The 25,472-nt window shown below is 48.6% G+C and carries 35 protein-coding genes; 19 read left to right on the forward strand and 16 right to left on the reverse strand.

From position 1 onward, the window contains the following. Positions 1–15 precede the first annotated feature (15 nt). The 3 genes from yciA to EXY25_RS09865 all read left to right on the forward strand — a co-directional run bounded on the left by yciA (position 16) and on the right by EXY25_RS09865 (position 2,409). Positions 16–438, forward strand: coding sequence for an acyl-CoA thioester hydrolase YciA (gene yciA, locus EXY25_RS09855; protein WP_114338842.1), 423 nt, complete (start codon positions 16–18; stop codon positions 436–438). Positions 439–668: 230 nt separating this feature from the next. Beyond that, positions 669–1,949, forward strand: a complete 1,281-nt coding sequence (locus EXY25_RS09860; RefSeq protein WP_130566605.1) for an N-acetylmuramidase domain-containing protein — start codon at positions 669–671, stop codon at positions 1,947–1,949. A 37-nt stretch (positions 1,950–1,986) separates the two neighbouring features. Further along, complete coding sequence (locus EXY25_RS09865; RefSeq protein WP_114338742.1) at positions 1,987–2,409, forward strand: 3TM-type holin; 423 nt, start codon at positions 1,987–1,989, stop codon at positions 2,407–2,409. Positions 2,410–2,429: 20 nt separating this feature from the next. Here EXY25_RS09865 and EXY25_RS09870 read toward each other — a convergent pair whose 3' ends face one another. After that, positions 2,430–3,191, reverse strand: coding sequence for a BUD32 family EKC/KEOPS complex subunit (locus EXY25_RS09870; RefSeq protein ID WP_130566606.1), 762 nt, complete (start codon positions 3,189–3,191; stop codon positions 2,430–2,432). 203 nt (positions 3,192–3,394) lie between these two features. Between EXY25_RS09870 and EXY25_RS09875 the strand changes: the two genes are divergently transcribed. From EXY25_RS09875 to EXY25_RS09920, 10 genes are all read left to right on the forward strand, one after another. After that, on the forward strand, positions 3,395–4,426 hold the full coding sequence (locus EXY25_RS09875) for a DUF2157 domain-containing protein (RefSeq protein ID WP_130566607.1): 1,032 nt from the start codon (positions 3,395–3,397) through the stop codon (positions 4,424–4,426). Between the two features lie 112 nt (positions 4,427–4,538). Next, entirely contained in the window at positions 4,539–4,892 is a 354-nt protein-coding gene (locus EXY25_RS09880) for a DUF2956 domain-containing protein (protein ID WP_130566608.1), read from the forward strand. Continuing rightward, the gene (locus EXY25_RS09885) at positions 4,889–5,254 is read left to right on the forward strand and encodes a hypothetical protein (RefSeq protein WP_114338738.1); all 366 of its coding nucleotides are present in this window, start codon (positions 4,889–4,891) and stop codon (positions 5,252–5,254) included. The genes EXY25_RS09880 and EXY25_RS09885 overlap by 4 nt, the downstream gene beginning before the upstream one ends. Continuing rightward, the gene (locus EXY25_RS09890) at positions 5,251–5,820 is read left to right on the forward strand and encodes a DUF1415 domain-containing protein (RefSeq protein WP_130566609.1); all 570 of its coding nucleotides are present in this window, start codon (positions 5,251–5,253) and stop codon (positions 5,818–5,820) included. Before EXY25_RS09885 ends, EXY25_RS09890 begins: the two co-directional genes overlap by 4 nt. Positions 5,821–5,987: 167 nt before the next feature. Continuing rightward, positions 5,988–6,248, forward strand: a complete 261-nt coding sequence (locus EXY25_RS09895) for a DUF5062 family protein (RefSeq protein ID WP_114338736.1) — start codon at positions 5,988–5,990, stop codon at positions 6,246–6,248. A 46-nt stretch (positions 6,249–6,294) separates the two neighbouring features. Further along, positions 6,295–7,101: a nucleotidyltransferase domain-containing protein gene (locus EXY25_RS09900; protein WP_114338735.1), complete on the forward strand. Its 807-nt coding sequence runs from the start codon at positions 6,295–6,297 to the stop codon at positions 7,099–7,101. A gap of 279 nt (positions 7,102–7,380) precedes the next feature. Beyond that, the gene (locus tag EXY25_RS09905) at positions 7,381–7,812 is read left to right on the forward strand and encodes a GFA family protein (RefSeq protein ID WP_130566610.1); all 432 of its coding nucleotides are present in this window, start codon (positions 7,381–7,383) and stop codon (positions 7,810–7,812) included. An 81-nt stretch (positions 7,813–7,893) separates the two neighbouring features. Beyond that, a complete protein-coding gene (locus EXY25_RS09910; RefSeq protein WP_199405237.1) occupies positions 7,894–8,211 on the forward strand; it encodes a CPCC family cysteine-rich protein in 318 nt (105 codons plus the stop codon). 25 nt (positions 8,212–8,236) lie between these two features. Beyond that, positions 8,237–8,596 (forward strand): MmcQ/YjbR family DNA-binding protein, encoded by a 360-nt coding sequence (locus tag EXY25_RS09915; RefSeq protein WP_130566710.1) that lies wholly within the window; start codon positions 8,237–8,239, stop codon positions 8,594–8,596. A 224-nt stretch (positions 8,597–8,820) separates the two neighbouring features. Continuing rightward, on the forward strand, positions 8,821–9,213 hold the full coding sequence (locus tag EXY25_RS09920; RefSeq protein ID WP_130566611.1) for a DUF3192 domain-containing protein: 393 nt from the start codon (positions 8,821–8,823) through the stop codon (positions 9,211–9,213). Positions 9,214–9,296: 83 nt separating this feature from the next. Here the strand turns inward: EXY25_RS09920 and EXY25_RS09925 are convergent, their stop codons facing one another. From EXY25_RS09925 to EXY25_RS09935, 3 genes are all read right to left on the reverse strand, one after another. Then, positions 9,297–9,800, reverse strand: a complete 504-nt coding sequence (locus EXY25_RS09925; RefSeq protein ID WP_130566612.1) for a metal-dependent hydrolase — start codon at positions 9,798–9,800, stop codon at positions 9,297–9,299. Beyond that, the gene (locus EXY25_RS09930) at positions 9,800–10,348 is read right to left on the reverse strand and encodes a zf-TFIIB domain-containing protein (protein WP_130566613.1); all 549 of its coding nucleotides are present in this window, start codon (positions 10,346–10,348) and stop codon (positions 9,800–9,802) included. The genes EXY25_RS09925 and EXY25_RS09930 overlap by 1 nt, the downstream gene beginning before the upstream one ends. 104 nt (positions 10,349–10,452) lie before the next feature. Then, complete coding sequence (locus tag EXY25_RS09935) at positions 10,453–10,962, reverse strand: GNAT family N-acetyltransferase (protein WP_130566614.1); 510 nt, start codon at positions 10,960–10,962, stop codon at positions 10,453–10,455. 256 nt (positions 10,963–11,218) lie between these two features. Here EXY25_RS09935 and EXY25_RS09940 point away from each other — a divergent pair, with 256 nt between their 5' ends. Both EXY25_RS09940 and EXY25_RS09945 read left to right on the forward strand, forming a co-directional pair. Next, complete coding sequence (locus EXY25_RS09940; protein WP_114338716.1) at positions 11,219–11,572, forward strand: DUF805 domain-containing protein; 354 nt, start codon at positions 11,219–11,221, stop codon at positions 11,570–11,572. A gap of 190 nt (positions 11,573–11,762) precedes the next feature. After that, positions 11,763–13,079 (forward strand): glycerophosphodiester phosphodiesterase family protein, encoded by a 1,317-nt coding sequence (locus EXY25_RS09945; RefSeq protein ID WP_130566615.1) that lies wholly within the window; start codon positions 11,763–11,765, stop codon positions 13,077–13,079. A 335-nt stretch (positions 13,080–13,414) separates the two neighbouring features. Here EXY25_RS09945 and EXY25_RS09950 read toward each other — a convergent pair whose 3' ends face one another. The 3 genes from EXY25_RS09950 to EXY25_RS09960 all read right to left on the reverse strand — a co-directional run bounded on the left by EXY25_RS09950 (position 13,415) and on the right by EXY25_RS09960 (position 14,472). Next, positions 13,415–13,609 carry a DUF4250 domain-containing protein gene (locus EXY25_RS09950; RefSeq protein ID WP_130566616.1) on the reverse strand — a complete coding sequence of 65 codons (195 nt, stop codon included), beginning with the start codon at positions 13,607–13,609 and terminating at the stop codon, positions 13,415–13,417. Continuing rightward, positions 13,609–13,818: a DUF2061 domain-containing protein gene (locus EXY25_RS09955; protein ID WP_130566617.1), complete on the reverse strand. Its 210-nt coding sequence runs from the start codon at positions 13,816–13,818 to the stop codon at positions 13,609–13,611. Before EXY25_RS09955 ends, EXY25_RS09950 begins: the two co-directional genes overlap by 1 nt. Before the next feature lie 312 nt (positions 13,819–14,130). Then, the gene (locus tag EXY25_RS09960; protein WP_165419321.1) at positions 14,131–14,472 is read right to left on the reverse strand and encodes a DUF2141 domain-containing protein; all 342 of its coding nucleotides are present in this window, start codon (positions 14,470–14,472) and stop codon (positions 14,131–14,133) included. A 381-nt stretch (positions 14,473–14,853) separates the two neighbouring features. Here EXY25_RS09960 and EXY25_RS09965 point away from each other — a divergent pair, with 381 nt between their 5' ends. The 4 genes from EXY25_RS09965 to EXY25_RS09980 all read left to right on the forward strand — a co-directional run bounded on the left by EXY25_RS09965 (position 14,854) and on the right by EXY25_RS09980 (position 17,424). After that, positions 14,854–16,104 carry a DUF819 family protein gene (locus tag EXY25_RS09965; RefSeq protein ID WP_130566619.1) on the forward strand — a complete coding sequence of 417 codons (1,251 nt, stop codon included), beginning with the start codon at positions 14,854–14,856 and terminating at the stop codon, positions 16,102–16,104. A 123-nt stretch (positions 16,105–16,227) separates the two neighbouring features. Beyond that, entirely contained in the window at positions 16,228–16,614 is a 387-nt protein-coding gene (locus EXY25_RS09970) for a hypothetical protein (RefSeq protein ID WP_130566620.1), read from the forward strand. 80 nt (positions 16,615–16,694) lie between these two features. After that, positions 16,695–17,090, forward strand: a complete 396-nt coding sequence (locus EXY25_RS09975; RefSeq protein WP_130566621.1) for a hypothetical protein — start codon at positions 16,695–16,697, stop codon at positions 17,088–17,090. Further along, entirely contained in the window at positions 17,077–17,424 is a 348-nt protein-coding gene (locus EXY25_RS09980) for a hypothetical protein (protein ID WP_130566622.1), read from the forward strand. The genes EXY25_RS09975 and EXY25_RS09980 overlap by 14 nt, the downstream gene beginning before the upstream one ends. A gap of 17 nt (positions 17,425–17,441) precedes the next feature. Here EXY25_RS09980 and EXY25_RS09985 read toward each other — a convergent pair whose 3' ends face one another. The 9 genes from EXY25_RS09985 to EXY25_RS10025 all read right to left on the reverse strand — a co-directional run bounded on the left by EXY25_RS09985 (position 17,442) and on the right by EXY25_RS10025 (position 25,443). Then, positions 17,442–18,011 (reverse strand): DJ-1 family glyoxalase III, encoded by a 570-nt coding sequence (locus EXY25_RS09985; protein ID WP_207232138.1) that lies wholly within the window; start codon positions 18,009–18,011, stop codon positions 17,442–17,444. Positions 18,012–18,100: 89 nt separating this feature from the next. Beyond that, on the reverse strand, positions 18,101–19,012 hold the full coding sequence (locus tag EXY25_RS09990; protein ID WP_130566623.1) for a ketopantoate reductase family protein: 912 nt from the start codon (positions 19,010–19,012) through the stop codon (positions 18,101–18,103). Next, positions 19,002–19,391, reverse strand: coding sequence for a VanZ family protein (locus tag EXY25_RS09995; RefSeq protein ID WP_246019534.1), 390 nt, complete (start codon positions 19,389–19,391; stop codon positions 19,002–19,004). Before EXY25_RS09995 ends, EXY25_RS09990 begins: the two co-directional genes overlap by 11 nt. Before the next feature lie 162 nt (positions 19,392–19,553). Further along, the gene (locus tag EXY25_RS10000; RefSeq protein WP_130566713.1) at positions 19,554–20,699 is read right to left on the reverse strand and encodes a trypsin-like serine protease; all 1,146 of its coding nucleotides are present in this window, start codon (positions 20,697–20,699) and stop codon (positions 19,554–19,556) included. Between the two features lie 266 nt (positions 20,700–20,965). After that, entirely contained in the window at positions 20,966–21,472 is a 507-nt protein-coding gene (locus EXY25_RS10005; protein ID WP_130566624.1) for a 3'-5' exonuclease, read from the reverse strand. A gap of 107 nt (positions 21,473–21,579) precedes the next feature. After that, a complete protein-coding gene (locus EXY25_RS10010; protein WP_130566625.1) occupies positions 21,580–23,016 on the reverse strand; it encodes an AmpG family muropeptide MFS transporter in 1,437 nt (478 codons plus the stop codon). A 67-nt stretch (positions 23,017–23,083) separates the two neighbouring features. After that, complete coding sequence (locus tag EXY25_RS10015; protein ID WP_130566626.1) at positions 23,084–23,671, reverse strand: peptidylprolyl isomerase; 588 nt, start codon at positions 23,669–23,671, stop codon at positions 23,084–23,086. Between the two features lie 12 nt (positions 23,672–23,683). Beyond that, a complete protein-coding gene (locus EXY25_RS10020) occupies positions 23,684–24,286 on the reverse strand; it encodes a YajG family lipoprotein (protein ID WP_130566627.1) in 603 nt (200 codons plus the stop codon). Further along, positions 24,286–25,443, reverse strand: coding sequence for a methyltransferase (locus EXY25_RS10025; protein ID WP_130566628.1), 1,158 nt, complete (start codon positions 25,441–25,443; stop codon positions 24,286–24,288). Before EXY25_RS10025 ends, EXY25_RS10020 begins: the two co-directional genes overlap by 1 nt. Positions 25,444–25,472 lie beyond the last annotated feature (29 nt).

The following is a 25,472-nucleotide window of genomic DNA, read 5'->3' on the forward strand; positions in this document are numbered from 1 at the left end:
TTGAGCGAGAGTGATATGAGCGAAATTTGTCCGGTGCCTCAGGGTAGCCTTATTTTAAGAACATTGGCGATGCCTGCGGATACCAATGTCAACGGCGATATATTTGGTGGTTGGATCATGTCGCAAATGGACATTGCCGGTGGGATCTTGGCAAAAGAGATCGCTCGCTGTCGTACCGTCACTGTGGCGGTAAATTCTATTAAGTTTATTCAGCCGGTTAAGGTGGGAGATATTGTTGGCTGCTATGGCTCAGTCGTGAAAATTGGCAATACCTCTTTGACGCTCAATCTTGAAGTGTGGATCGAGCCCATTTTACGGGCAACTGATGGTGATTGTGCCCATATCAAGGTGACGGAAGCGGACTTTACCTATGTGGCAATCGACAACGATGGTCAGAAGAAGGTAATTGACAAAGAAAACTATCCCAGTGGGAACTAGTCGCGAAATCATCTGACAATCGCTAATTGTCGGTAGGTGGTTGTTTGCCTGCCAAAAATTTAGACTAGACTGATACTTATCACGCCTGTTGTGGATGGCGTAGGAAACACCTTGGAACAGGAAGCATGGCTTCGGCACAGGTGACGCCGTATCCACCTGAGTGTACTGCTCAATGATGAAGAGCAGTAGTCGCAGTCGTAAACTGCTTCCTCCCGCAAAGGGAGTTGGTAATGATAGGTATAGTTAACACACAGAGACTCAACGTGCGTGATCGTCCCGCTGCCGATGGTCGCAAGTTGGGCGTGGTTAATCGCAATGCCGTGTTGCCGGTGTTGGCTCAGAGAAATGGTTGGTATGAGATCCGTTATCAGCAGCATAGCGGATTTGTCTCCGCAGAATATCTTCGTATCGCCGATACGTCACCGAGACAGAGTGGCGTTATCAATGCTTCCCGACTTAACGTTCGTTCCCGCCCTGATCGCCATGCGCCGATCTTTGGTTCGTTGGTAAAAGCGAGTGTGTTGGAGATTGAAGGCTCCCATGGCGATTGGTTGGAAGTGAGTTTCAATCAGGCAACTGGATACGTGTTGGCAGAGTACGTTGATCTGCATCTTTCCCCTGAGCCTACTCAGGCAAAAGTGATCACGGCGGTGTTGAACGTACGTGGCCAACCTGACGCTGGCAGCACGTTAATTGGCCAAGTCGTTGCGCAGCAGTTGGTGTCGGTGACCGGACAACTTGATGGCTGGAGTGAGATTGTTTTTTCTAAGGGAAGGGGATATGTCGCCAGCCGCTACCTACAACCCCTCAGCGAACAGCAGCTAGAGATGCAGCAACCCGTCGCTGCGCCTGTGGCATCCCATTCCAAAGAGCAGATGGCTGTCGTCAATGCTTGGCAGAAGTTCGGGCCAGCGCTCAAGTTAATGGCCAGCGAACATCAACTGGATGTTGCCACCGTGGTTGCCGTGATCTGTGTAGAAAGCGGCGGCAAAGGCTTCGAGCCAAGCAATCAAGATCGTATGATTATTCGGTTTGAAAACCACAAGTTTTGGAAATATTGGGGACGTTCTAACCCGGATATATTTAACGCCCATTTTGTTTACGCAAAAGACAAAGTGTGGAAAGGCCATCAATGGCGTGCATCGCGGCAAGATCCTTGGCAGAGCTTTCACGGTAATCAAGAAAAAGAGTGGCAACTGCTTAGTTTTGCTCGCAATTTGGATGATACCGCAGCGTTACTTTCGATCAGTATGGGCGCGCCGCAGATCATGGGGTTTCATTATCAAACCCTTGGCTATGCCACGGTACAGCAGATGTTTGCAGAGTTCTGTATTGATGTTGATCGACAGATTGATGGCATGTTCGCCTTCTTTTCTCCGGCAATGCTCCAAAGCTTGCAACAACTCGATTTTGAACGTTTTGCCGGTTACTACAACGGCAGTGGTCAGAAGGCGTTTTATGGGGCGGCTATCAGTCGCCACTACCAAGCATTTAAGCAGCAGTTCAGTTAATTCAATTCAGTAGCAATAGCGTAGCAAGGAGAGCCCCATGAGCATTTTAAGTTTTATCAGTAGCATCTTCGAACCGGCCACCAAGCTGGTGGATGAGCTACATACCAGTGAAGAAGAAAAGCTGACCATGCGTCGTCAGCTGCGTCAGGTAGAAAATGAATTTCTTGGCAAAGTCTTGGATTATGAGACCAAGCTGTTAGACAACCAGGCGTCGATTGTGCAAGCGGAAGCGACGGGGCAATCGTGGCTGCAGCGGAACTGGCGACCGATCACCATGCTAACGTTTTTGGCACTCGTGGTGCTGGATAGCTTTGATTTGTTGGCGTTTCGTTTAGCTGACGAGGCCTGGCTGCTATTGCAGATCGGTCTTGGAGGGTACGTTGCAGGTCGCTCTGCCGAGAAGATAACCGCACAAGTGGTGAATAAACGTAATGCGGGCAGCTCAGACGCTAAAGGCTAGTCTTTTATCCTGCTCTAATGTCAGAAGCCGAAGGGCAAACCTCTTGCAAAAAAGTGGTTAGGTAAAGGGCTTTTGGTTAATCGTGACAGCGTGGCAAGGGCACGCCTTAATCGCTGTTTACGAGGTTTCTGACTCCAACGGGCCGATAGTTTGGCGGGAACACTTAACAACGCCAATAGCCACCACGTTGCTGAGCACATGGCATGCCATGTTGAGCGGTTAGTCTTCATTCGCCACTTAGCTACCCCTGCTTGAACATCGCTTGCAGTAAGGTCTGGGATCCGATGACACTCATTGATGAGTATGATGGCATCCCTAGCCATTAGCTCTGGCGTGGTTTGAGTTGGGCTCTCTTCAAAGTCTAAAAAGGTTACTTTTCCGCTGGCACTGATGGCGATATCTCTTAGGGCGGGGCGGCCATGAACGACACCCGCTTGGTGAAGAGTCCCCAGCGCATCAAATAGTTGGCTGACAATTTCTCGTTTCTCTGCGCTTTGCTCTAGTATGGTTTTCGCATCAACGCCAGCATCTTTAGTGATGAAACTATGGTCGGTGAAACTGGTGATTTGAACCACAGGTAGACCTTGTAAGGATAAGGCAAGCAAGCGCTTTAGTTCGCCGAACAGGCGCGCATTGGGTGGGATATTGGCATGGCTATTTAACCAGCCTTTCAGTTTTCCTCTAGACAATAGTGGAAGCATCCGATGGTACCAACGATGTTTATCTTCGCCTGCACGCTTGAGCCAGAACCGCTGACCGTTGACTTGAAATGAACGGACCAACTCATCACTTTCGCTATTCTGGCTTATTGATTTTAAGTAACTGTTGAAGCAAGGCAATTTTCTTATTTTGTTAGTATGGTATTTCATTGATTGGTACGGCACATGAGTGTTGAGTACTGTATCGACCCTCTTTTGAACGATGGGTTCCGTGCTTCGTTCATTGCTTTGATGTGAGGCAACATGACGCGCTTTTTGGAACAAATATGAGAATATCTAAACAGAATTTAAAGGATGCGGCGCACGCCGATATTGTTTCGAGCGATCAGGTGGATGCATTGTGGTCCTTTTTGCTGAACAGCCAACGTGACAAAGCAGAATTTAGTTTTACGCACCTTCTTTACTACTTCGGCGGCCTTATCGCTATTGGCGCCATGGTGATTTTTGTCATCTTGGCAGAAGAGACGTTCGGTGGTCTTGGCTTCTCAGTGGTCAGCTTTTGCTACATGGCGGTCGCTTTTTGGTTGTTAAGGCGGTTTGCCGCAGAGCAACAGTCTACTGCCGCTGGTATTTGTGGCGCCTTTATCGTGGTGGTGACGCCGATGGTTTTTTATGGTTTGCAGCAAGCTCTAGGCTTGTGGCCAGACCATACGCTTTATCGTGAACATCAGTGGTCGACAGAGTGGCTTTTTCTTTCTTTGTCACTCTCCGCTTTGGTGATGGGGCTGGTGTTGGTATGGCGCTTTCGTTATCCATTTGTGGTCATGCCCATGACCGTGACGCTATGGTATTCGTTGGTGTATTTGGCGATTGTAAGTTCCGATAACTCAAATGATTGGGACTTCCGAGTACTGGCTTCATTATGGGCTGGTGTGATAATGCTGTTGCTGGCACTCGTCATAGATATCAAGAACCGCTCTCATCAGGATTACTCTTTCTGGTTGTATATGTTGGGCACCATTTCGTTTTGGTTGGGGCTCACCGCGCTCGGAGATGGGGAGCAGTGGGAGACCGTCACCTACCTGCTGATAAACTTAAGTATGATGGTGGTTGGTATAGTGTTGATGAGGCGTATCTTTGTTGTTTGTGGTGCGTTGGGGTGTTGCTTATATCTCGGGCATTTGGCCAGCGATGTATTTCAAGACAGTTGGCTTTTTCCGCTGGCATTAACTGGATTAGGGGGTTGTGTGGTTTACCTGGGGATCCTTTGGCAAAAACATGAAGCGGGAGTTATCGATTATTGTTGGCAGCACTTGCCTAACACGGTGACGAAATATTTAAGCCACTTACGACAGTGATAAAACAACTTTGGTTGGCAGGCCGCAGTTGTGGGAAGCGCAACTTCACAGCGCTACGCTGGTTGGGTAAATTAGACGGATAATGTCAGCCAAGTATTAGTTGAGCGATGTAATGACTAAGTATAAGAAAGGAGGGCCTTCCTCCGAGACTGTTCAAGAATCGGACGCGTTAGCAAAAGCGACCCAAAGGCCCGGACAAACCAAAGAACAGACAAAATTGATTGCTCAAGGGATCCAAAAAGGGATCGAGCTCTATAAGAAGCAACATAAAGCCAAGTTGAGAGAGCAGGACAAACGTAAGAAAAGGGCCAAACGCAGTGACGCCTCGGCCGACCAGGCTGATAGTGCAAGCCCAGATGAGGCTAAGTCAGGGTACCGTCAACACCCGCTACCTTGGATATTACTGTTGCTGTCTTGGTTAAGTATGGGCGCTTATCTGTTTCATTCGTTGGGAGCTAATGGATGAAGCATGCAACACAAGCGTTATTGGTTTCGGGCGTGGTTTTGCCTGGCTTGGCACAAGTGCAGCTCGGTAAGCCGATCCGTGGATACGTAGTAATGACGTTGGTGGTGGTGCTGGTGACAGCCGTGTGTATCAATGCGGTGTCATTGGCATTAGAAGCGCTGGAGCCTTTTACCCGAACAGGCATCATGCCGGATATGCAGCTGATCACCGAGTCGGTGCGGCAGGCGATCTATGCCCCCGAAGAGGCTTGGATGAGCTGGGCATTGTGGCTGCTGCTGGCCTGCTGGATATTTGCTGCAGTTGATGGCTACCTGTTGGGGCGAGCGAAAGATAAACAACTGGCGCAGGGTGAGAAGGGATGACGGACACCGTCGCTGCGCACCCTCAGACAGGAGTTATTACCAAGGCCGTTGAGCATTGGCTGCAGCAGGTGGTTATTGGGCTTAATCTGTGCCCATTTGCTGCCGCGCCAAGTCGTCGTGGAGCTGTGCGGATCCAGGTGACGACAGCCACCTCCCACGCTGGGCTCTCGGACGCCATGCTCGATGAGATGATCTTGCTGGATGAGTCTCCGGTGGAGCAGTTAGAAACGTCGCTTCTGGTTATCCCGGAGATGCTGCAACGCTTTGATGAATACAATCAATATCTGGATATTGCTGAAGGTTTACTTGAACAATATGACCGCGACGGCATTTATCAGATCGCCAGCTTCCATCCTGATTACTGCTTTGCCGGCGCAGCCCCTGATGATGCCGAAAACCTCACCAACCGCGCACCGTATCCGATCTTACATCTGATCCGCGAAGAACAGATGGAAAGGGTATTGCGTCACTATCCCAACCCTGAGCAGATCCCAGAGCGTAATATCCGTTGTGTCAGTGATCTCACAGAGCAGCAGAAGCGTGAGTTGTTTGCTTATCTCTACTAGCTCATGGTCGTTGTGTTGCTAACTATTTAAGCGTTGGCTAATTCCATCCCTGGTGCACCATTTTTTGACATGGGTACTAACTTGTCATTGGAGAGTTCCGCTATGCTGCGTGCAATCGTGAGCATCTGGCTCATATAGGAACTGCACAACTGCGGATGGAGAGGCCCTTGAAGAAGCTAAAAAATGAACAACAGTTGGTGAAGCTTGCTTTGAAGGTTGGCCAGAATTATGCGGTCAATCGCGGCTTTTCAGATTTTCCAGAAACGGCGCACGCGAAAGAAAAAATTGAGTGTATCTATCGCCTGTTAGTATCCGATGGCTTGGTGACGCCACTTCCTGAAGACCAAGAAGATGCCCAGTCTTTGCGTCATCGATTGGCCGTTTGGGTGATGAAAAAACTACCGCCAGAGCACCCCCTGCTGCAGTAATGCCATTTTTAATTTGATGATCAAGCCAACGACTTTAAGGACGACCATGGCATATTCAGACTGCTTTAATGACTTAATCCGGGAATTTTCCGAATTACCGCAAGTGGATGCTATTTTACTGGCGGGCTCCCGTGGCGCGGAGCGTGCGGATCCCGATTCAGATTATGATGTGTACGTTTACCTCAATCGCGCTCTGCCGGTAGAGCAACGTAAGGCGATCACCGATCGTCATTGTCAGATGATGGAGCTAAACAATCAGTTCTGGGAAACAGAAGATGATGGCGTGCTCAATGACGGCGTCGAGATCGAGCTTATCTATCGCGGCCTGGAGTGGCTGGAAGGCGAGCTAAGTCGCGTGGTTGAACTTCATCAGGTCGGTGTTGGCTACACCACCTGTTTTTGGGCCAATTTACTCGATTCAAAGATCCTGTTTGATCGCACCGGTAAGGCGACTGAGTTACAGTCGCGTTTTAACGTACCATACCCGCCTTTGTTAAAGCAGGCCATTGTCGATAAGTGCTTTCCATTGATGAAAGCGCAGATCCCTGCTTACTATCATCAGCTGAAAAAAGCGCTGAAACGAGAAGACAGGATCAGTGTCAATCATCGTATCGCCGAGATGTTAGCTGCCTATTTTGACATGTTGTTTGCGGTCAATGAGATCCCCCACCCCGGCGAGAAGCGCATGTTGTCACTGCTGTTAGCCAAGGGGAACAAGTTCCCTGTCGGTCTACAAGATGATTTGCAGCAGTTGTTGGAAGGTGCAGCCACGGGAGGCGAGGAGCTACTCGCTGTGGTTGAGCGAATGACTATCGCGTTGCAAACCTTGTTAGAGCAAGAAGGGTTGAAATAACTCGTAGCGCTGAGATGCCTTACTTTATGCGACAAGTCGCTCTCGCAATCAGCCCGACCATCTAGGCCGGGCTTTTTTGTTGTTGGTGTTTGCTGTGAACGCGAGAACTGCGTGACTAAAGCACAAACTTGTTGCTGCGTTTGAGCCGTCAACCCAAAGCCAATAAAAAAAGCTACCGTCGGCGTTGAGTTTCGTCTAACTTAAATCGTAACGGAATCGACCTAAGACACTTCTTTGGCAATCTTATGAAGATATTGCCAATGGGTTTGGGGAGCTGGCATGTACGGACAATGTTTATGTGGTGCTATTGCGTTTGAGGTGTCGTCGCCCACCAAGTGGAGCGCACATTGCCATTGTAGCCGCTGTCGTCAGGCGCATGGCGCAGCCTTTGTGACCTGGTTTGGCGTATCTGCGCAGCAAGTTAAGTTGATGCATGAAGACAATACGCTGCGTTGGTTTGATTCTTCCGAAAATGCCCAGCGCGGTTTCTGTAGTACCTGCGGTAGTACACTCTTTTTTCGTTCCGAACGTTGGCCCGGTGAGTTACACATCGCTCTGGCGGCAATGCAAGAGCCGATAGACCGCCCGGTCAGCGCCCATGTCTATTTTGATTCTCATGTTCCCTGGCTCACCGATACCGATGAGCTGCCAAAATATGGCGGTGACAGTGGTACTGAGCCCTTATCTCAATCAGAGGAGGAGAGACGCTAATATCACCTGAATAGTTGGTGGTATCAGACAATTCGCGCTAGTCAGTTTTATAACAATGCGATCTTCAACAGGAGGCTCCAGATGACTCGTAATGCCGACCAAGCGACATGCCCGCAGTTGCTTATGCAGTGTCCCTGCTGTGATTACTTTACTCTCGACCAACGTGATCGATATGAGATCTGCCCCGTCTGTTATTGGGAAGATGAACCATTACTTGATGAGCGTGAAGCGTCATCAGCTAATCTGGGAATGGCACTGGCTGATGCACGGATTAATTTTCTTGCCATCGGCGCCTGTTACCCGTCAATGAAAAAACATGTACTAGCGGAAAGCAAACGCAGCATGTTCCAGCATATACAGCGCCCAGTGGTGGTACCCAAAGAGCGATTTAGCAGCTAGCAAAAAGGAGCTTTAATTGGCAAACCTGGACCAACCGAAAGCGCTTCGCCAATACCTATTGGCGAAGCCAGATGTAACCGAGTCATTTCCATTTGGCGATGATGTCGCCGTGTTCAAAGTGCGCAACAAGATGTTTGCTCTGTTTGGCATCGAAGAGGGCGTGGTGAGATTAAATTTGAAATGCGATCCCGACGAAGCCTGCGCATTGCGGGATATCTACCCCTCGGTGATCCCGGGATACCATATGAATAAAAAGCATTGGAATACCGTGATATGCGACGGCAGTGTGCCGCAAGGTGAGCTGTCTAGAATGATTGATAACTCATTCAGTTTAGTCGTCGCGACCTTGCCTAAGAAGCAGCAAATTGGGTTATTGGCTGACTGAAACCCTGAATCGAGCAGCCTTATCTAGGCACTCAATTACATTACAATTGAACGTCTTGATGAGAACTCATTTCTTTTCACGGAGCGTGCTGTTTTAAAAGGGCTGGGTTGGCGTTTGTTTTAATTTGAAACATTTTAGCCGGGGTTAGCCAGTGCAATCTGGGCGAGACCCTGTAATCTAAAATGGGAGACAGGTAATAGTTGCAGAGCGCAGTAAGGATGGCCATGAACAAAGACAATCGCATACTTGGAAAAATCGTCATTGCTGGCCTACTGGTTTACGGGCTGGGTGTGTATTCCTGGGATAAAGTGATGGGTAGTTATCCTGAAAATATGGATTGGGAAGACCGGCAGGTTTATAACCGTAATTACATAAACAGTCTCAGCCTAGACACACCAATACTGCAAGCCACAATCATTGAGGAGCTTGGCGCACCGGATATCGCAGAGGCGATCACGTTCGAAGACTATACCTATCAAGTTGTATTCTACCGTACCCAACATGTCAGCTCGGACGCCAAAACGACCAAGGATGAATGCACGCCTTTGTTGTTTAAAAATGGTGAGTTGGTCGCATTCGGTGAGGGGACTTATAAGCGTTATATCGATGCATTGTAGTGAGAAAAGCTCCATCGATGATCACCGCACAACTTTGGCTCTTAAGCTGCAACTCAGTTAACGGCGTTACAGCGACAGTTTCGTTACTGAGTGGACCTATTTTGCCTGTAGTTAACAACTAATCCCGCAATCCCCAATAGACCAGCGTAGAGGCATGTCTGGTGTAAGGTTGACGCCGATATCATGCCCAATATCGGATTTTCGAGAGATATCGGCCACCAAGGTTGCAGATCACCATGCATCAGCGCATCCAACAGTACGTGGCTGTAGCAGCCTATCGCTGCTGATGTCGCAGCAACTGGCCAGCGAATGGGTAAATGGGGTGCAGAGCGCGAGCGCAAAGCGAGCAAACGGAGCCCCCACTCGCCAAGGTATTTACCGCTGACACAAGACAGGATGGAGAGCAGGGTGGCGCCAATAAATGTATGGCTAAAACCGTGCAGGTGCCCCTCTCCCGTCAGTAAGACAATGAGGGGCTGGATATCCATAACAATCTGACTCCAGCCAAACACCATTAGGCTGAAGCTGCCTTGAAACAGGACCTTGATGAGCAGCCCCGGCCCCATATGAAATGGTGTAAAAGGCACTATTTTTCTGCGCTGTAAGGGTCTTCAGCTAACAGGTAAGCACGTAGATCGGCTTTGTTAGGTTGTTCGCTGAGCCAGGCGCGGAGCTCTTTTGCTTTTTGGTAACCGGCTTCACCAAATTTTTCTCGATAAAGCTCGGCAAAGGTTTGCTGACTGCTTTGTTGCTGAATAGAGCGCTGCCATTGCTGGGTCAGTACGCTATTCAGTGAGCCTGCCAGCCCCTCTTTTTTCAGCAGTTCCCATTCACCTTTATCTAACCAAACGCCACCAACAGCAGCGCTGTAGTCAATGCGGTGGGCAGTGTCAGCGGATAATTTGAACTTGCGCATGATGGTGCCCGAGACAGGGCAGAAGAGGGCTGTTTTACTTTCTTCCGCTTCTAAAGATGCATTAGATGCAAATGGGTGATCAGGATGTTGCTCTTTCCAGCTGACGTAGTCTTCGATGAGTAGCCAATCACCTTCGCAATGGTTACAGGTATGAGCGCGGAACAGGCCGTCGATAAAACTAGGAACTAGATCACCCTGTTTACAGCTAGTGCATTTCATGAATATTGTCCTTGGTTGTTAAGTGGTAACGCTTTCTTATCAGCTATTTTGCAATAGAAACAGTTGATTAAACCATCGATTAGCGCAATGGTTAGCTGAGTTTGCTATCCGAAATAGTCATATCGATTAAAAGTGACCCCTAACTTTTCATACTGCTCAGTATGTTTGAAGCCAAGGCGCATGAGAATCTTACTGGAAGCATGGTTCTCGGTAACGACCTCTCCTACGATGTGGTTGATGCCGAGTTGGTTTTTGGCGTAGGTGAGGGTGGCTGCAACCGCTTCTAAACCTAAGCCTTGCCCCCAATATTCCGGCAGCATGCGATAGCCGATGTCTGGTGCGTTGAACTGTGGCATATATTTCAGGCCACAGAAGCCGATAACTCGATTATCCGCCTTATGTACCAGGGCATAACGGGCGTAGCCATATTGTTGGTACTCTGCGAGCCAGACAGCACGGATCACCTGCTCAGCATCCGCCAAGGTTGTCATATCTCCCGCATCGCCGGTATAGCGCGAGACTTCAGCATGAGTGCCAAACTCGAATACCGCCTCGACATCCTCAAGGGTGAACTCTCGCATGATTAACCGTGGTGTTTCGATCCGCGTGGTCATCAAAACGTTGCCTTTCTAGCTGAAAATTAGCTCTGTGGCGTCGTGTAATGAGTGGATCACAGGGCGAAGAGCCTATTTTTAGCATGAAACCGATATTTATAGCTTTTATTGCTGGAAAAAAAGTGCCTAACATTGGCTTTTTGCGAGCTATTTCTAGTCGTGGTTCACACACTTTTGCTCAGGCTATTGCCGCCGAATGCCACTTTCCTCTAAATTACCCTCTACAAAATTTAGTAATACACAATAGGATGTTGTTATGAGTTGGTTTCTTGCCGCACTTAAGAAGTATGCAACTTTTGCAGGACGTGCGCGTCGTTGTGAGTATTGGTACTTTGCCCTGTTTTATCTCCTGACTGTTATCGTGGCTGTTGTTATTGATGCCGTGATCGGGATTCCAATTTTCACTGTTGTGACTATGCTCGGTTTGATCATTCCTAGCATCTCAGTCACTGTGCGTCGTCTGCATGACACTGGCCGCTCCGGCTGGTGGTACTGGATTGTTTTGGTACCTATGGTTGGCGGTATCATCCTGTTAATCTTCATGCTGATTGACAGCGCTGAAGGTGAGAATGATTTCGGTCCAAACCCTAAGGTAGCTACAGCGCCTTAAATTTAATTAGGCACTGAATAAAAGGACGCATTTGCGTCCTTTTTTTGTTGTAAATTATTGGCTTCTATCGGCCCTTGTCTTATTTCTATCAAACGTATGCCATCACTACGTCATATCGGCAAAGTATGTTTAGCCGCGGTCAGTTTGCGGTCGATCACTTCCATTTAACTAATCTTATTTAGGAGGCGTTATGCGTTTAGTGACAGTGGCTTCGGCCCTGCTCCTTGGTTTGGGCTCTATAACCGTAACATGTTGGGCCAATGCAGCTGCTAAGCCACAGATTGAGCCACCTATCGTCAAAGATCCTGATAACCCCATCGTTGTTAACGTGCCGCCGCAGTTCAGCCGCTTAAACGGCAACGTGCAGTTAGGGCCTCGTCCATTCTTTCTGCTGGATGATATGGCGCAGAGTCCATTGAAAGAGAAATTGAAGCGGTGTAAACGGGGTGTTTTTCACCCTTCTAAGTTTTCTATCGGCCACCGTGGTGCACCGATGCAGTTTCCCGAGCACACCCGAGAGTCTTATGTGGCCGCAGCGAAAATGGGAGCGGGGATCGTTGAGTGTGACGTGACCTTTACTCAAGACCGTGAGCTGGTATGTCGCCATTCTCAGTGTGATCTGCATAGCACCACCAATATTCTAGCGACACCGTTAGCCGATAAGTGTGCCGTACCGCCTCTGTTTGATGTTGATGGTAAGCTGGCGAACGCTGCGGATATTCAATGTTGTACCAGTGATATAACGCTTGCCGAGTTTAAATCTCTGCAGGGTAAAATGGATGCTGCCAACCTTGATGCCACCAGTATTGAGGAGTATATGAATGCCACCGCGGATTGGCGTACTGATATTTATACCGGTCCAGGCACGCTTCTAACCCATGCAGAAAGCATTGTATTGTTAGACTCACTGGATGTTGATTTCACTCCTGAGCTTAAGTCTCCCTCAGTGCCAATGCCATTTGAAGGTGACTATACGCAGCAGCAATATGCTTCACAGATGATCAACGAATATGTGGCTGCAGGGATTCATCCTAAGCGAGTCTGGCCACAGTCGTTTAACTACGCCGATGTGATCTATTGGATTAACCAACACAGTGAGTTTAGTCAGCAAGCGGTGCTGTTAGATGGCGTCTACGATACCCATGTTAGTCAGGCCAAGATGCAGCAATGGGTAGATCAGGGTGTGCGCGTGTTGGCACCGCCAATGTGGATGTTGCTTGATGTGAATGCTGAGGGAGCGATTGTACCGTCACAATACGCATTGAACGCGCAAGCCGTGGGGCTCAAGCTCATTACTTGGACATTGGAGCGTTCGGGGTTGTTGAAAGACAATGGTGGTTGGTATTACCAATCCCTCAATGGTGACACGGGCGGGTTAGATGTGATCCATCGTGATGGCGATACTTTGGAAGTGTTGCACGTGTTGGCGAATGATGTAGGTGTGATAGGTGTCTTTTCTGACTGGCCAGCCACGACAACTTTCTACGCTAATTGTATGGGGAAATAGTGTTTCTCTCTTTGGGAGAGTAACCGCCGTTTACCGGTTTTACATGGCCCGTGCTAATAGATGCGGGCTTTATTTATATGCGATTGGTGTTATCTAATCAGTGCACCGCACAGTTAAGAAAAGGCTGAATCGCCTACTCGATAGCTGTCTCGTCCTTCTTGGTAACGTTATCTACCGTGTTGTTACCATGGAAGGGAATAACCACGGTTATTTGGTTTTATGTTGTCATCAATGCTTAGAGCTGGGGAAAACTGCGAGTCGGCTGATAAGGAAGTGACAGTAGCCTCTTTAAATTAAGGGCGGCATTAGGCTAGGTAGGCAGGGGATATTTGCCATTATGTCGGTCGAAATTGGTTCTGCGCCGACTGATACTGGTAACCGGCAGAAGAGAGCTTTGCTATGAGAGCCGCTTCGTCTATATCCATCGCTTGGCATAACCTGGCTAGCGAAGAATAATCATTCCTTAATTTCATATTGATCAAGCTATACAGCAGATCCGGGTCCATCTGTTGAAAATGGCTTATTTGCATTATATCCCCTCTACCGCTGGCAACATCTTGTTCGCTTGCTGACGCTTGATGCGTAACCAGATCTTTTCATGAAAGTAGTAAGCCACAGTGTTTACCGCTGGTTCCACTAAGGCAACTAAGCCGCCGACAATGATGTCACCTGTTAGTAAATAAGCTACGACAAAAGCCACGCTAAAGTGCATTACAGCAAAAGTGATTGTTTTAATCATTGTTCATTCCTCTTGTTAATTTGTGTAAATGATAATCATTATCATTTGGTGTGTCTAGTGGTTTTTATCTATGTCTGTAAGAGGCTGTAGCTTTTAAAAAGGGGAGCATCGAGCTCCCCTGAAAAAGAAGGATGAAACAATCTTTGTTTATTCGGCGACGAAGGTCACCTGTGGGCTTGCCATCACGTATTGCTCACCATTGGCCAGTGTGTATTCAATGGTGAATTGATGAACCGGATCAACGCTTGGTGTTTCGATTAAATTTCTGCCGTATATTCGATTAACGCGTCTGCAAAAGAACTGCGTAAACTGTTATTCCAGCAGCAGCTCAATATTGCTCATAGAACTATCTAATAGGAACTTCACTTCTTCAAAGTCTGGTGCGCCCCAACTGGAACTTGCAGGTTGAAAAATTGCCCAGGGCTCTTGGGGGCCGAACATCCCCATGTCTAATTCACCATTTCCATTTTCATCAAGGAAGGTTTTGATGGCGTAGCTCCCTACCGCCACATTCTCAAAGCTGAATCTTATTGAACCGTGTGAACGCTGTGCTTTTGTCGGGGTGAGCTTTAGCTGATGTGATGCTTGGTTCGGTGCGTCAAAGTTGGTTCTATCTACCAGCGCGACATAAATATCACCTGCACCAGCAAACATTACTGTGCCTGACACAATGAATCCATCCGCTAAAGCTGGTTGGCAACAACAGATAGTGGTAGCGAAGAGAAAAGTTAGCCGTTTTTGGTACATGCTATGGGCCCCTTAAGATAAGAAGAATACCAAGCTGTTCATTGGTGGCAGTGTTATTTAGAGTTTACTCGTAAATGGCGATGTTTAGCAGTAAGTTAGGGGGATTGCGACTACGGTTAGAAAGCAATATTAGTGGCGCGTTTACAAAGTGATTTCTGGGTAGATTTTTATGTTGCCATTGATTGTGGCAAGCTTGGGCGAAAATTCCAGTGGCCATCTCAAAGTCGGTGTCAATGACTGTCGATTTGGTGCGTAATAAACAGAAACCAAACAGAAGTAGATCTTTCCATGCACGCAGAAACCGCATTGATCACCAATGACGCAACTATCCTAGGGATCCTGGCCGTTATGCTAGGGGGTATTTTTTACACCGCTTACTCTTCTCATCCGTTTTGGCGCAAGTTTTATAAGTATGTGCCGGCCATTTTACTGTGTTATTTCCTGCCCTCTTTTTTAAACACCTTTGGCGTGGTGGATGGTCATGATTCTAATCTCTATTTTGTTGCGTCCCGCTATCTGCTCCCTGCTTGTTTGGTATTGCTAACGCTGAGTGTTGATTTAAAAGCGATTGCGAAGCTAGGCAATAAGGCGGTGATTCTGTTTTTGACCGGTACTGTAGGCATCGTCATCGGTGGGCCTATTGCCATTCTGCTGGTCTCTGTGTTTGCTCCAGAAGTGCTTGGTGGTAATGGCCCTGACGCCGTATGGCGGGGCATGACAACGGTTGCTGGTAGTTGGATCGGCGGTGGCGCTAATCAGGCAGCAATGAAAGAGGTCTATGATGTCGGCGGCCATATCTTCTCTGTGATGGCTACTGTGGATGTGGTCATGGCCAACATTTGGATGGCCATTCTGCTGCTGATGGCCGGTAATGCAAAGAATATTGATGCAAGAACCGGTGCTGATACATCGGCCATCGAAGCGCTGAAAGAACGGGTAGAAAAGTTCCACGCTGAGCATGGACGGATCCCACATATGAAGGATCTAATGGTGATGATCGCTATCGGCTTTGGTGTGACTGGTATTGGTCATGCGTTAGCTGATGTGTTGGCTCCCTGGTTTGCAGACAATGTCAGTTTTGCTGACCGGCTAAGTCTTAATAAGCACTTTTTCTGGCTGATCATTATCGCCACCACACTGGGGTTGATGCTGTCATTCACTAAAGCTAGAAAACTGGAAGCTGTGGGCGCGTCGAAAGTGGGCTCGGTGATGCTGTATATCTTGATCGCAACCATAGGCTTGCACATGGATATCACCGCTATTGTGGAAACGCCGCTTTACTTCCTGATAGGTGCTATCTGGATGGTCATTCATGCCCTGTTGATGCTGTTAGTGGCGAAGCTGATTAAAGCACCACTGTTCTATATGGCGGTGGGGAGCCAGGCTAATGTTGGTGGCGCCGCTTCTGCGCCGGTTGTTGCCTCGGCGTTTCATCCTGCATTAGCGCCGGTTGGTGTGTTGCTGGCTGTGCTTGGATATGTATTAGGGACTTATATGGCGTGGTTCTGTGGTCAGTTACTGCAGTTGGTTGCGGTTTAATCTCATGCGCTGGAGATAGAACAAATGGGTTTGATTGGCTGATGTTTTGCGGTGATGTAGCAGCTAAAATGTCATTTATTCACTTTCCGCTAGCAGTTCACTATTTGGCTAAGGAGTGTGCAGGTGGAGCCCCATGGGTATGTTGAGCTAAGCTGGCACGATCAGCTGTTGACGGTTATTGCCAACGAGTCGTTTAATTGTGAGGGCATCGAACAGGGTGTTGCGCAAAGTGTTGCGGCGATAGAACACAGGGCATGCGATGAATTTGTCCGGCTTGAGGTGCTGGGCGAGCAAGTCATGACGACGAGGCAAGGGATTGAGCTGATCACAGCGCATTACCGCTGGTGCTTGCAGCACCGGGCTAAGGCGATAGCGGTAGTTTCACCCAATGCCAATATGTTTGGTCACCTTTTCGAGTCACTGAGCGTAGAGCCGCGTTTTGGTATTTTTAAAAACCAACAGCAGGCTCTTGTTTGGCTCGAGCAACACTTGTCTACGCCGTCAGCTTGAATTGCTTAGTCCTACTTGTTCTTTTTGCTATTAATTCTGTTAGTCTCAGCAGATGATTGTCAGCAATAGCAAGTGTATTCATGAGTGATAAAAATCAACATCCCTCTTCTCCTTTAACCAAAAAGCATTACCGTCGACTTGGCTTGCTGGCGACGTTAATTATGGCGGGTGTGATTTGGTTGTTGTTGGATCTTCGCCCCCAGATATCAGTGAATAATGGCGGCGCTAAGCCATTATCTGCAGTGCAGTTTGATTTGTCGCATACCCATATCAGCTTCGGTGAAGTCGCGGCTTTCGACAGTCAAACCATTTACCACCTGCCACTATCCGATGCCGCTGTGGTGAGGTTCTCTTTGCAGTTTGCCGATGGTAGTTCGACGTTGGGGCGCTGTGGCAAACTTACGGATTGGGCATTGGCCAGCCGAGTGAGTTTAGATATTGACGAATTAGGAGTTGTTCGTTGTGAAGTGCGTTAGATATTGTGCTGCGCCGCTGCTACTTATGCTAATCATGCATGCCCCTTCCAGCTATGCGGATTCTGGCTGGTTAGCTGCGGCACCTTTGCAAGGGTTGTCCGTTTCCAATAAAGGACGTTACACCATTGAAATGGAAGTTGAAAAGAACATCAGCGGTTGCAGTAATCCGCGACTGTTCTATATCGACTTCGAAGCGATTGGGGCAGAACAAGCCTATCAACTGTTGCTTCGGAGTATGCTGGCTGAACGTGCGGTGCAACTCTATGTTACCGGACGCTGCGCGTTAAAAGGTGTTGCAGAGGTCAGTGCGGTACGTTTACCGGCAAAACCCTAAGGCGCATTTTCCGCCGGTTACTCGATGGCTAGGCATAAGGGAGCTGCAGTGAGTTTACGCTTATCTGCACCGGCGAGTATCTCTATCAACGTCAGTGCAAACGTCATTGCTGTACCTGGTCCCTGACTGGTAACCAGCCTGTTGTCGTGGTCAATGACCACGGGCTGATCAGACATTAAATTCGCTGCTGGTAATTGCGCCTGGAAAGCCGGGTGGCAGGTGGCAGACCCCTTGATTAAGCCATGGGAGTGCAGAACCACCGCAGGAGCGGCACAGATAGCGGCGATCCAGCCGTTGCTTTGTTGTTGTTTCAACAGAGTTAAAAGCGGGGCACTGTCGCGTAATAACTCTGCGCCCGGCATGCCGCCAGGCAGTGCGATCATGGCATACCGTTCATCTGTCAGTGTGGATATATGATGATCGGCGACCAGCTTGACGCCTCTCGATGCGCAGATCTCTGAGCCACCATCAGTTGTGCAGCTGGCGACAGTGACATCGATACCTGCGCGTCTTAACAGATCAATCATGGTGACGGCTTCTAGCTCTTCACTGCCGTCTGCGATCGGGACTAATACCTTGATGGTCATAACACATGGCTCCTGTCGCCAGAGCTTCAAGCTTTAGCGGTCGCTAGAAGAATGTCAATAACAGGCCGGTGACAGTTGGTGACTATTCTCTACAGTAAGCTGGTACTGTTTTGTCTGCGTTCAAGCCGGCAAAGGGTCTCAAATAACTTGCTGTGGGTAGGAACAGCGATGCCAAAATGGGCCGCCCGAGAGACCACATAACCGGATATTTGATTGTTTTCCGTGGGGCGTCTCGCTGAGATATCTCTATTCATCGAGGAGTAGTTGGCCGCGGTTTTATCTATCACTTGATAAACCGTTTGCTGAATAAACTCAGGACTCAGATCAAGCCCCTCTGCGAGACTTAAGAGGGAGAACTCCTCACACAATGCCTGGATCTGTGGCGCAAAGCGTTGCGAGTTGAGATCGCCATTACGGCATTGATGCAGTGCGGTTAGCGGGTTGATGACACTGTTGATAGCTAATTTTAGCCATAGCTTGTGGTTAATGTTGTCGCTAAATTGACAGGGCGTTAATGCTTGATTGAGCAGCTCGGCGAACGCTGATTCTTGCTCACTGTTACGATCACCATAGCCAAATCCTAGCCAGGTTTCTCCTGCGCCAGTGTGCTTGAGTATGCCGTGCTCTAGCAAGGCACCGTGGCTACTGGTTCCCAACCAGATGGTGCAGTCTGGAAAACGCTTCTTCAACGGTGCCAGGGTACCCATGCCATTGTGTAATAGCAAAATTGTGGTATTCGGACCAATCGCTCTGGCATGGGACTGTACCGCATCAACGGCTTGATATGCCTTGGTCGTGACAAGCAAAATGTCATATAGCTCAGGCAGCTCTGTCGACAGGGCGACTTTCTGCAACCCTTGTGGCGTCATAAAGTTTACGGACTCCACTGTGCCTGCGCGGCTTAAGCCCGTCACCTGTGCGCCTAGTTTTGCTAAAGAGCCAGCATAAAGCTGACCAAGCGCACCCATGCCGAGTACGGTGATATGTGGGTTAACTGGCATGGTTTGACTCCTGCTGGAAAAAATGTCGATAGATTAAGCTGATGATGGCTGCAATCAGGTAATAGGTGAGGGCACCAGCCATATCCGCTGCAAAATCCGCAATACTGGCGGTGCGATAAGGAAGGTAGCTCTGCACCCATTCAATGAGCAGTCCGTAACTTCCCAACAGCACCAGTTGATAACGGATCTTAAGTAACAGGCCATGGGAGATAAGCAATGCCAGGGCAAAAAAAGCCAGATAATGGCTGATTTTATCGTTGGGCATAGAGGCTTGTTTTGGAGGGTCGTTAAATGCCAAAACTGAGATAACAATAACGCTGATAACCAGCGTTACTATGTAGATCCAGCGGTTTTGTAGCAAAGACTTCAACAGAGCCATGGGTCTGATATCGGAAAAATGGTGAACTCAATCAGCATGTTAACAGAGGTGTATCTTGGGGTCACATAATAGTCCCTCATGGCGAGGGTAAATTCAGTTTTTGCACGCTAAACATAAAAAAGGCGCCTGTGGTAGGCGCCTAACTAAATATCACGCAGCTAATTACGCTTTTCTACGCTTAAGCATCAAGCCTACCAGGCCCAGCCCAAGTAAGGCTAATGGGGCAGGCGCAGGTACTTTAGTGGTATTCAGGTAGTTGTTTATCCAGTCGCTGTAAGCGCCGTAAACGATGCCACCAAAGATGTCACCACCCGCACCATCATAGATTGGAATGCCGAACGTGTTGTTTGCCGCTAACAGGTACTCGCCGGTTGCTTCATCGTAAATAAATGATGGGCCACCAGAGTCGCCGCCACCAATGTTGGCTTCACCCCAAACCATGTTGTCCCAGTCATTGGCATTTGGCAGTTGTTCGCTACAGATACCGTAGTAGAAGCAATGTGCATCTTCGTCGCCGGTTACGACGCCATCACTGTCACGATCACCGTCGAAGTCGGCGTACCAAACTTCTGCTAAGCCTTCGCTATTATCAGGGCCGAAAACGAAATCACCTTCGTCATCGGTTTCAAACAGGTCGACGACGTTTGCGCCGACACGCTTAACGTCAAAGTCTGGAGACACGTAATAGCCATCGACGGCATCACCAGAGGTACCGTAGCCGACCATGACAAACTGGTCGTTGGCCATCACAGGACGATCAAGAAATTCATAAATTGGAATGTCGTCGCCGACAGGCTTGCTTAATTCAATCAGTGCGATGTCATCATTAACACAACCAAACGAACCATCTGGACAGATCCCAAAGCCTTCATAGTCAGGATGGATGGTGGCATTGCGTGCTGAAATAATGCTACCCGCGCGGTCATCACGATATGAACCATCATTATTTAATTGAATGGACAGGTTGTTATTTGGATTGGTCAGATCGATAGCAACGCCTGTGTCAGTCTCGTCGACACAGTGTGCCGCGGTGGCGACATGCCATTTATCGATCATCGCGCCAGTACAGATATAACCACCATCTTCATATTGAATATAGATGCTTACAACACCAGCAAAAGGCGAGCTTGCTACGTTTGGATCAACGCGGTCACCCGGTGAGTCTGGATTAACCGGGTCGTTTGGATTACCCGCTACAACCATGGGAGCAACGTTACTGGAGTGCAGGTTGCTTAGCGGCCCGGCATAGACATGGCCGGAGATCGCGAGTGTCGACGCCGCTACAGCGAGTGCGATTAGCTTTTTCATCTGGATTCCACCTTTTATTTTTTATGTAGTACTACTTCCGTGAATGTTGTAGCTAAGAAAGCCACGTAAGGTGTTAAGCAATATTTAATCCAAGTTATAGCTTTTTGATATAATTGAGTTTTTGCTCTGTTGAACTTTTGGATTGTAAATAAATGTGACGCACATCTATAACTGACTGTCTAAATTAGTAAAAATTAATTTAATCTGGTTTCGGGATGGTTTATGCGGGTATCTACTTACTTCTACTTCGTATGAAAAGTGAGCGTTTATTGGGTTCTGAGAAAGGTTAGTTGTAGCACGTGGGCATCCGCGCTGGCACGGTGACGGATGGTTTGCTGTTCTTGCTCGATCTTCTCTCTGGTTGCATCCCATAGAGAGAGTTGCTTTTCCGTTAGCAGTTTTCTTAACGTCTCAATTTTAAATTTTGGGTAGATCTCTGCTTCGTCGAACAGTTTGTATACCCAGCTACTATCGTGGCTCCAGGCATCTGAATAGACGGTCAATCCGGCTAGAATTTCATTTAGTTGATAAGCAACATCTTGTATCTCTAGGCCATGCTCATGCAGCGCCTGCCGCGATATTTTGTGTATTTTTTCTGCCTCCTCGGACCAATGCCGCCAGTGTTCCGCAGGCCTGATTAGAAAACAGTGGCGCTCATTTGCCGGCATGGCTAAGCCTATCTCTATGGGGTAGCTGCCTGAACCAAATCCTGAGGCTTCAACATCGATGATGATAGGCGCTTGTTGATTGTCGGCAGGACGAACTTGGGTCACGGACGACAGCCCCTTTTAGTTAATTAACAGATAGTGATAGATAAATAGTAGCTGAATCAAACGGCTAGCGGTTGTTAATGATTAAAACTGAGATACAAATCAGCAATCTATTCGGACCGTTTACCGTTGTTTTCCGCATTAACGGGGGCAAGCTGGGTTTGTTTTGTTAGCCAGATGAGTAGAAGTACCGGTAAACCGATCAGCGATGCGATGGTAAAGAACCAAACATACCCCATGTCGTCGACGAGTACCCCAGAAAAGCCAGCGAGAAATTTCGGGAACAACACCATTAATGAGCTGAACAGGGCGTATTGCGTTGCTGAATAGGCGACGTTAGTGAGTGAGGAAAGAAAAGCGATGAACGCTGCTGTGGCGATGCCAGCGCTGATGTTATCTGCTGATATGACAGCCATTAGCCAATAGATGGAAGGGGCTTCACACACGATATTGGCGCATTCAGGCGTAAGCGCTGCCGCCAGCCAAGCCATGACAGCGAATAGCTGATTAGTGGCGACGACGAGAATTGCACCCAAGGTAAGAATTGGGCGACAGCCAAACCGTGTAACCAGTAAGCCGCCTATGCCTGTGCCGATGAGGGTCATGATGACCCCAAACACCTTGGCGACCGATGCAACCTGTTCTTTGCTGTAACCTAAATCGACATAAAATGGGTTGGCCATGACCCCCATAAAGATATCAGAGATACGATAAGTGCCGATTAGCAGTAGTAGCCAGAACGCTTGCCAACGATAACGGCGGAAGAAATCAATAAATGGGCAGAGCAGAGCGCCATAGCACCAGGAGAGCATACGTTGTATCGGCAATGGTAGATGGGCTGTGCGCTCTAATGCGAGGGCTGCATCTTCTTCATCTTTTTCTATGCTGGCTGAGGATTGCACCGGCTCTTGGGAGAGCAGGGTATTCAGCAGACATAGCCCCATGATCCCAGCCATAACGATATAAGCGTGTGACCAGCCGACAGGGTCATAACCTTCGCCCGTTGAAAACCAAGCGGCTAAATAGAGCGCACCGGCACCACTGAGGATCATGGCTAAACGGTATCCCAGCATATAGGCGGCCGCTAGAGAGCCTTGCTCTTCCTGAGGGGCTATCTCAATTCGGTAGGCATCAATTGCGATGTCCTGTGTCGCTGAAAACCAGGCGACCAGTAGCGTGCAGAGTGCGAAATTCTGCAGTGACAGCGCTGGATCCAGCCAAGCCAATCCAAGTAGCGAAAGTGCGATGGCCGTTTGTGCCAGGCCTATCCATGATCGCCTCCGCCCTAGCAGTCGGTGCAGTAGTGGCAGTTTTAGGCGGTCTACTAATGGTGCCCATAACCACTTCATGCCATAAACCACTAGGATCCAACTGAAGTAACCAATCGCCGAGCGACTGACTTCTGCTTCTCTGAGCCAAAAAGAGAGGGTGGCGAAAACCAGCATGTAAGGCAGGCCGCAGCTAAAGCCAAAGATCAGCATATGCAGCATGCTGCGTTGGCCATAGACAGCCACCGCCGCACGCCAACGCGTGAGATTCGCTTTCATTTGCCAGCGCCGTTTTGTAGAAGGAGCAACGGCGGGCGAGGGGCGTGAACTGCTGGTTTGATTCATTCTACTCTTCTGGTAGTAGCGTGGCTTTTTCCAAAATTACCGGCGCAACGGGGACATCGGGCCAGCCAAGCTTATCGCTGTATTCGGTCTGTACACTATTGAATTTCAGTAAAATATCGTGACCTTCAACCACTTCACCAAACACCGTATAGCCCCAGCCGCGTCGGCTAGGATTTAGTGAATCATTCTCTGCCAGATTAAAAAAGAATTGGCGGGTTGCAGAGTGTGGAGCGTTTTGGCGCGCCATGGCAATGGTGCCTTCACTATTTTTTAGGCCATTGCCTGATTCATTCGCCAGCCTCTTTTTCTCATTCTTTGGCGAATATCTGGTATCTATTCCTCCGCCTTGGGCAACGAAGCCTGGAATGATTCGATGAAACAAGGTTTGGTCATAATCGCCGTCCACCACATAGGCGAGAAAGGCATCCACGGTGAGCGGCGCTCTTGTACGATCAAGCTCAATAACGATAGTGCCTAAGGTGGTTTTCATTGCCACTTTGGGAAACGGGTTAGAGGGTTGCAGTTGACCCTTATGTGCCGCTTGTGCTGAACCAACAAACAGGGCCAACAATAGCCAGATAAAACGCATGCAAGCCCCCTGTTAATGAACAATATCAGTCGGTTGACGAGCAATGAACTGATGTATCTCACCGTCGTTCACTAGCTCGTTAAGTACTTTGCCGAGCAGTGCGTTTAGCTCTTCTTCTAGCTTTGCCGTATCGGGTTTGATGGCGATGATGGTTTGCCGTTTGCCACGAAACAACTTGGTAAATTGCCCGGTTGATTTTTTGATGTTGACTTCGATTTTTATGTGCGTGTCGATATCGTAGTCAAAGTGCCCCGGTTTAGTGACGTCCACTAATGCGCTGTGCAGTTCAATATTGAACTCAATCGGTGACAATGGGTTCACATCGATGCCATGCTCATTAAAGGCCGCAGCAACTCGCACATTAACCACTTCACTCAGACTATTGTTGCCGGGTACCAGGGTGACTTTTTCACCGCTGCCCTGGATTTTTGCCAGGTACTGTGCCGGGCGCATATCTTCAACTTTGAGTGCGATAGGTTGGGCATCAGGCCAGACATCATCGGCAAAAATGACCGGGGGGCTGATAATGATAGGGCTGTACTGACTGCTACAACCAGCGATGAGTACACCGCAGAATGCGAACAAAAGTGCTTTCAAAGAGAGAGTCTTCAACATTATTTTACCGCTTCCAAAATAACAAACTTCTTATTGCTGGCTAGGGTCTCACAGTTCCCAAACAAACGCTGCAGCTTGATGTGATAAGCGAGATGTTGGTTACCAACGATCATTAGCTTACCACCTCGTTTCAGGACACGCTTCGCATCTCTAAACATCTGCCAGGCGATATCGTCAGTGATCGCGTTGTTCTGATGAAACGGCGGGTTACACACTACCAGATCAGACCGCGCGCCTTCGAAGCCATCTAAGCAGTTGTTTGCTTGGAATTGGCAATGCACCAGCTGTGCAGGCAGATTCTCTTTGATGGTTTGTTCGGTGGAAGCGAGCGCCATGTAGCTTTCGTCGATGGCGATCAATTTGTCGATTTTGTTTTGTGCTAACAGCATCAGGCTGAGAACACCGTTGCCGCAACCCAGATCGATCACTTCATGGTATTGCTGTTCTTTCGGTAAGTATTGCAGGAAGAATCGTGCACCGATATCCAAATACTGGCGGGCAAATACGTTAGCGTGATTTACCAGGTTATATTCTGTGTTTTCAAGTGGCCACACATTCAGATCTGGCACTTGCAGGTCGGATGTTGGCTCTATCTGGCAATCGACCACTCGACATTTTTTCCATGCCAGAGACGGGTTGGCTGCGCCTAGTTGGTTAAACATGTCGATCACGTTACGGGTTAATGCCTTGGCTTTGGCGGCGGCTAGCATTTTGGTGTGTTCAGTGGCAGTGGCTTTGACCTGTGCCAGTTGTTGCTGCAATAGAGTATGGTTTTTCGGCACCTTCAACAGCACAAGATCAGCGGCTTCTGCGACGTCCTGCAAGCTATCAACGTAGACGACTCTGTCATCGGCCAGCCGATTATCCTGCAAATTGTTACGGCATCCCTGGTGACTAAGAAAGCTGTCGCCACGATTGATGATATTGTAATCGCTACAATTTTGCTCCGCGAACCAACTGACTAAGGCGGCCGTTAGCGCGCCGAAGGTGTCGTTGTAAATATGGATAGTCCCTCCCTGTTGCAGCCAACCTCTTTCTCGTAGTTGATTTAAAAGGTATTCGTCGGCTGCATCCCACGCCTGCAGATTTGGATCCTGACTGAACGGGAAGCGTTCGAGGGTCAGTGCTTGGTCGATGAGTTCAACATATCTGTTCATTGGCAGCGGCTGTTTTCGCAGAGGTAGCG

The sequence above is a fragment of the Corallincola spongiicola genome (assembly GCF_004284785.1).
In the GTDB taxonomy this organism is placed as follows: Bacteria; Pseudomonadota; Gammaproteobacteria; order Enterobacterales; family Neiellaceae; genus Corallincola; species Corallincola holothuriorum.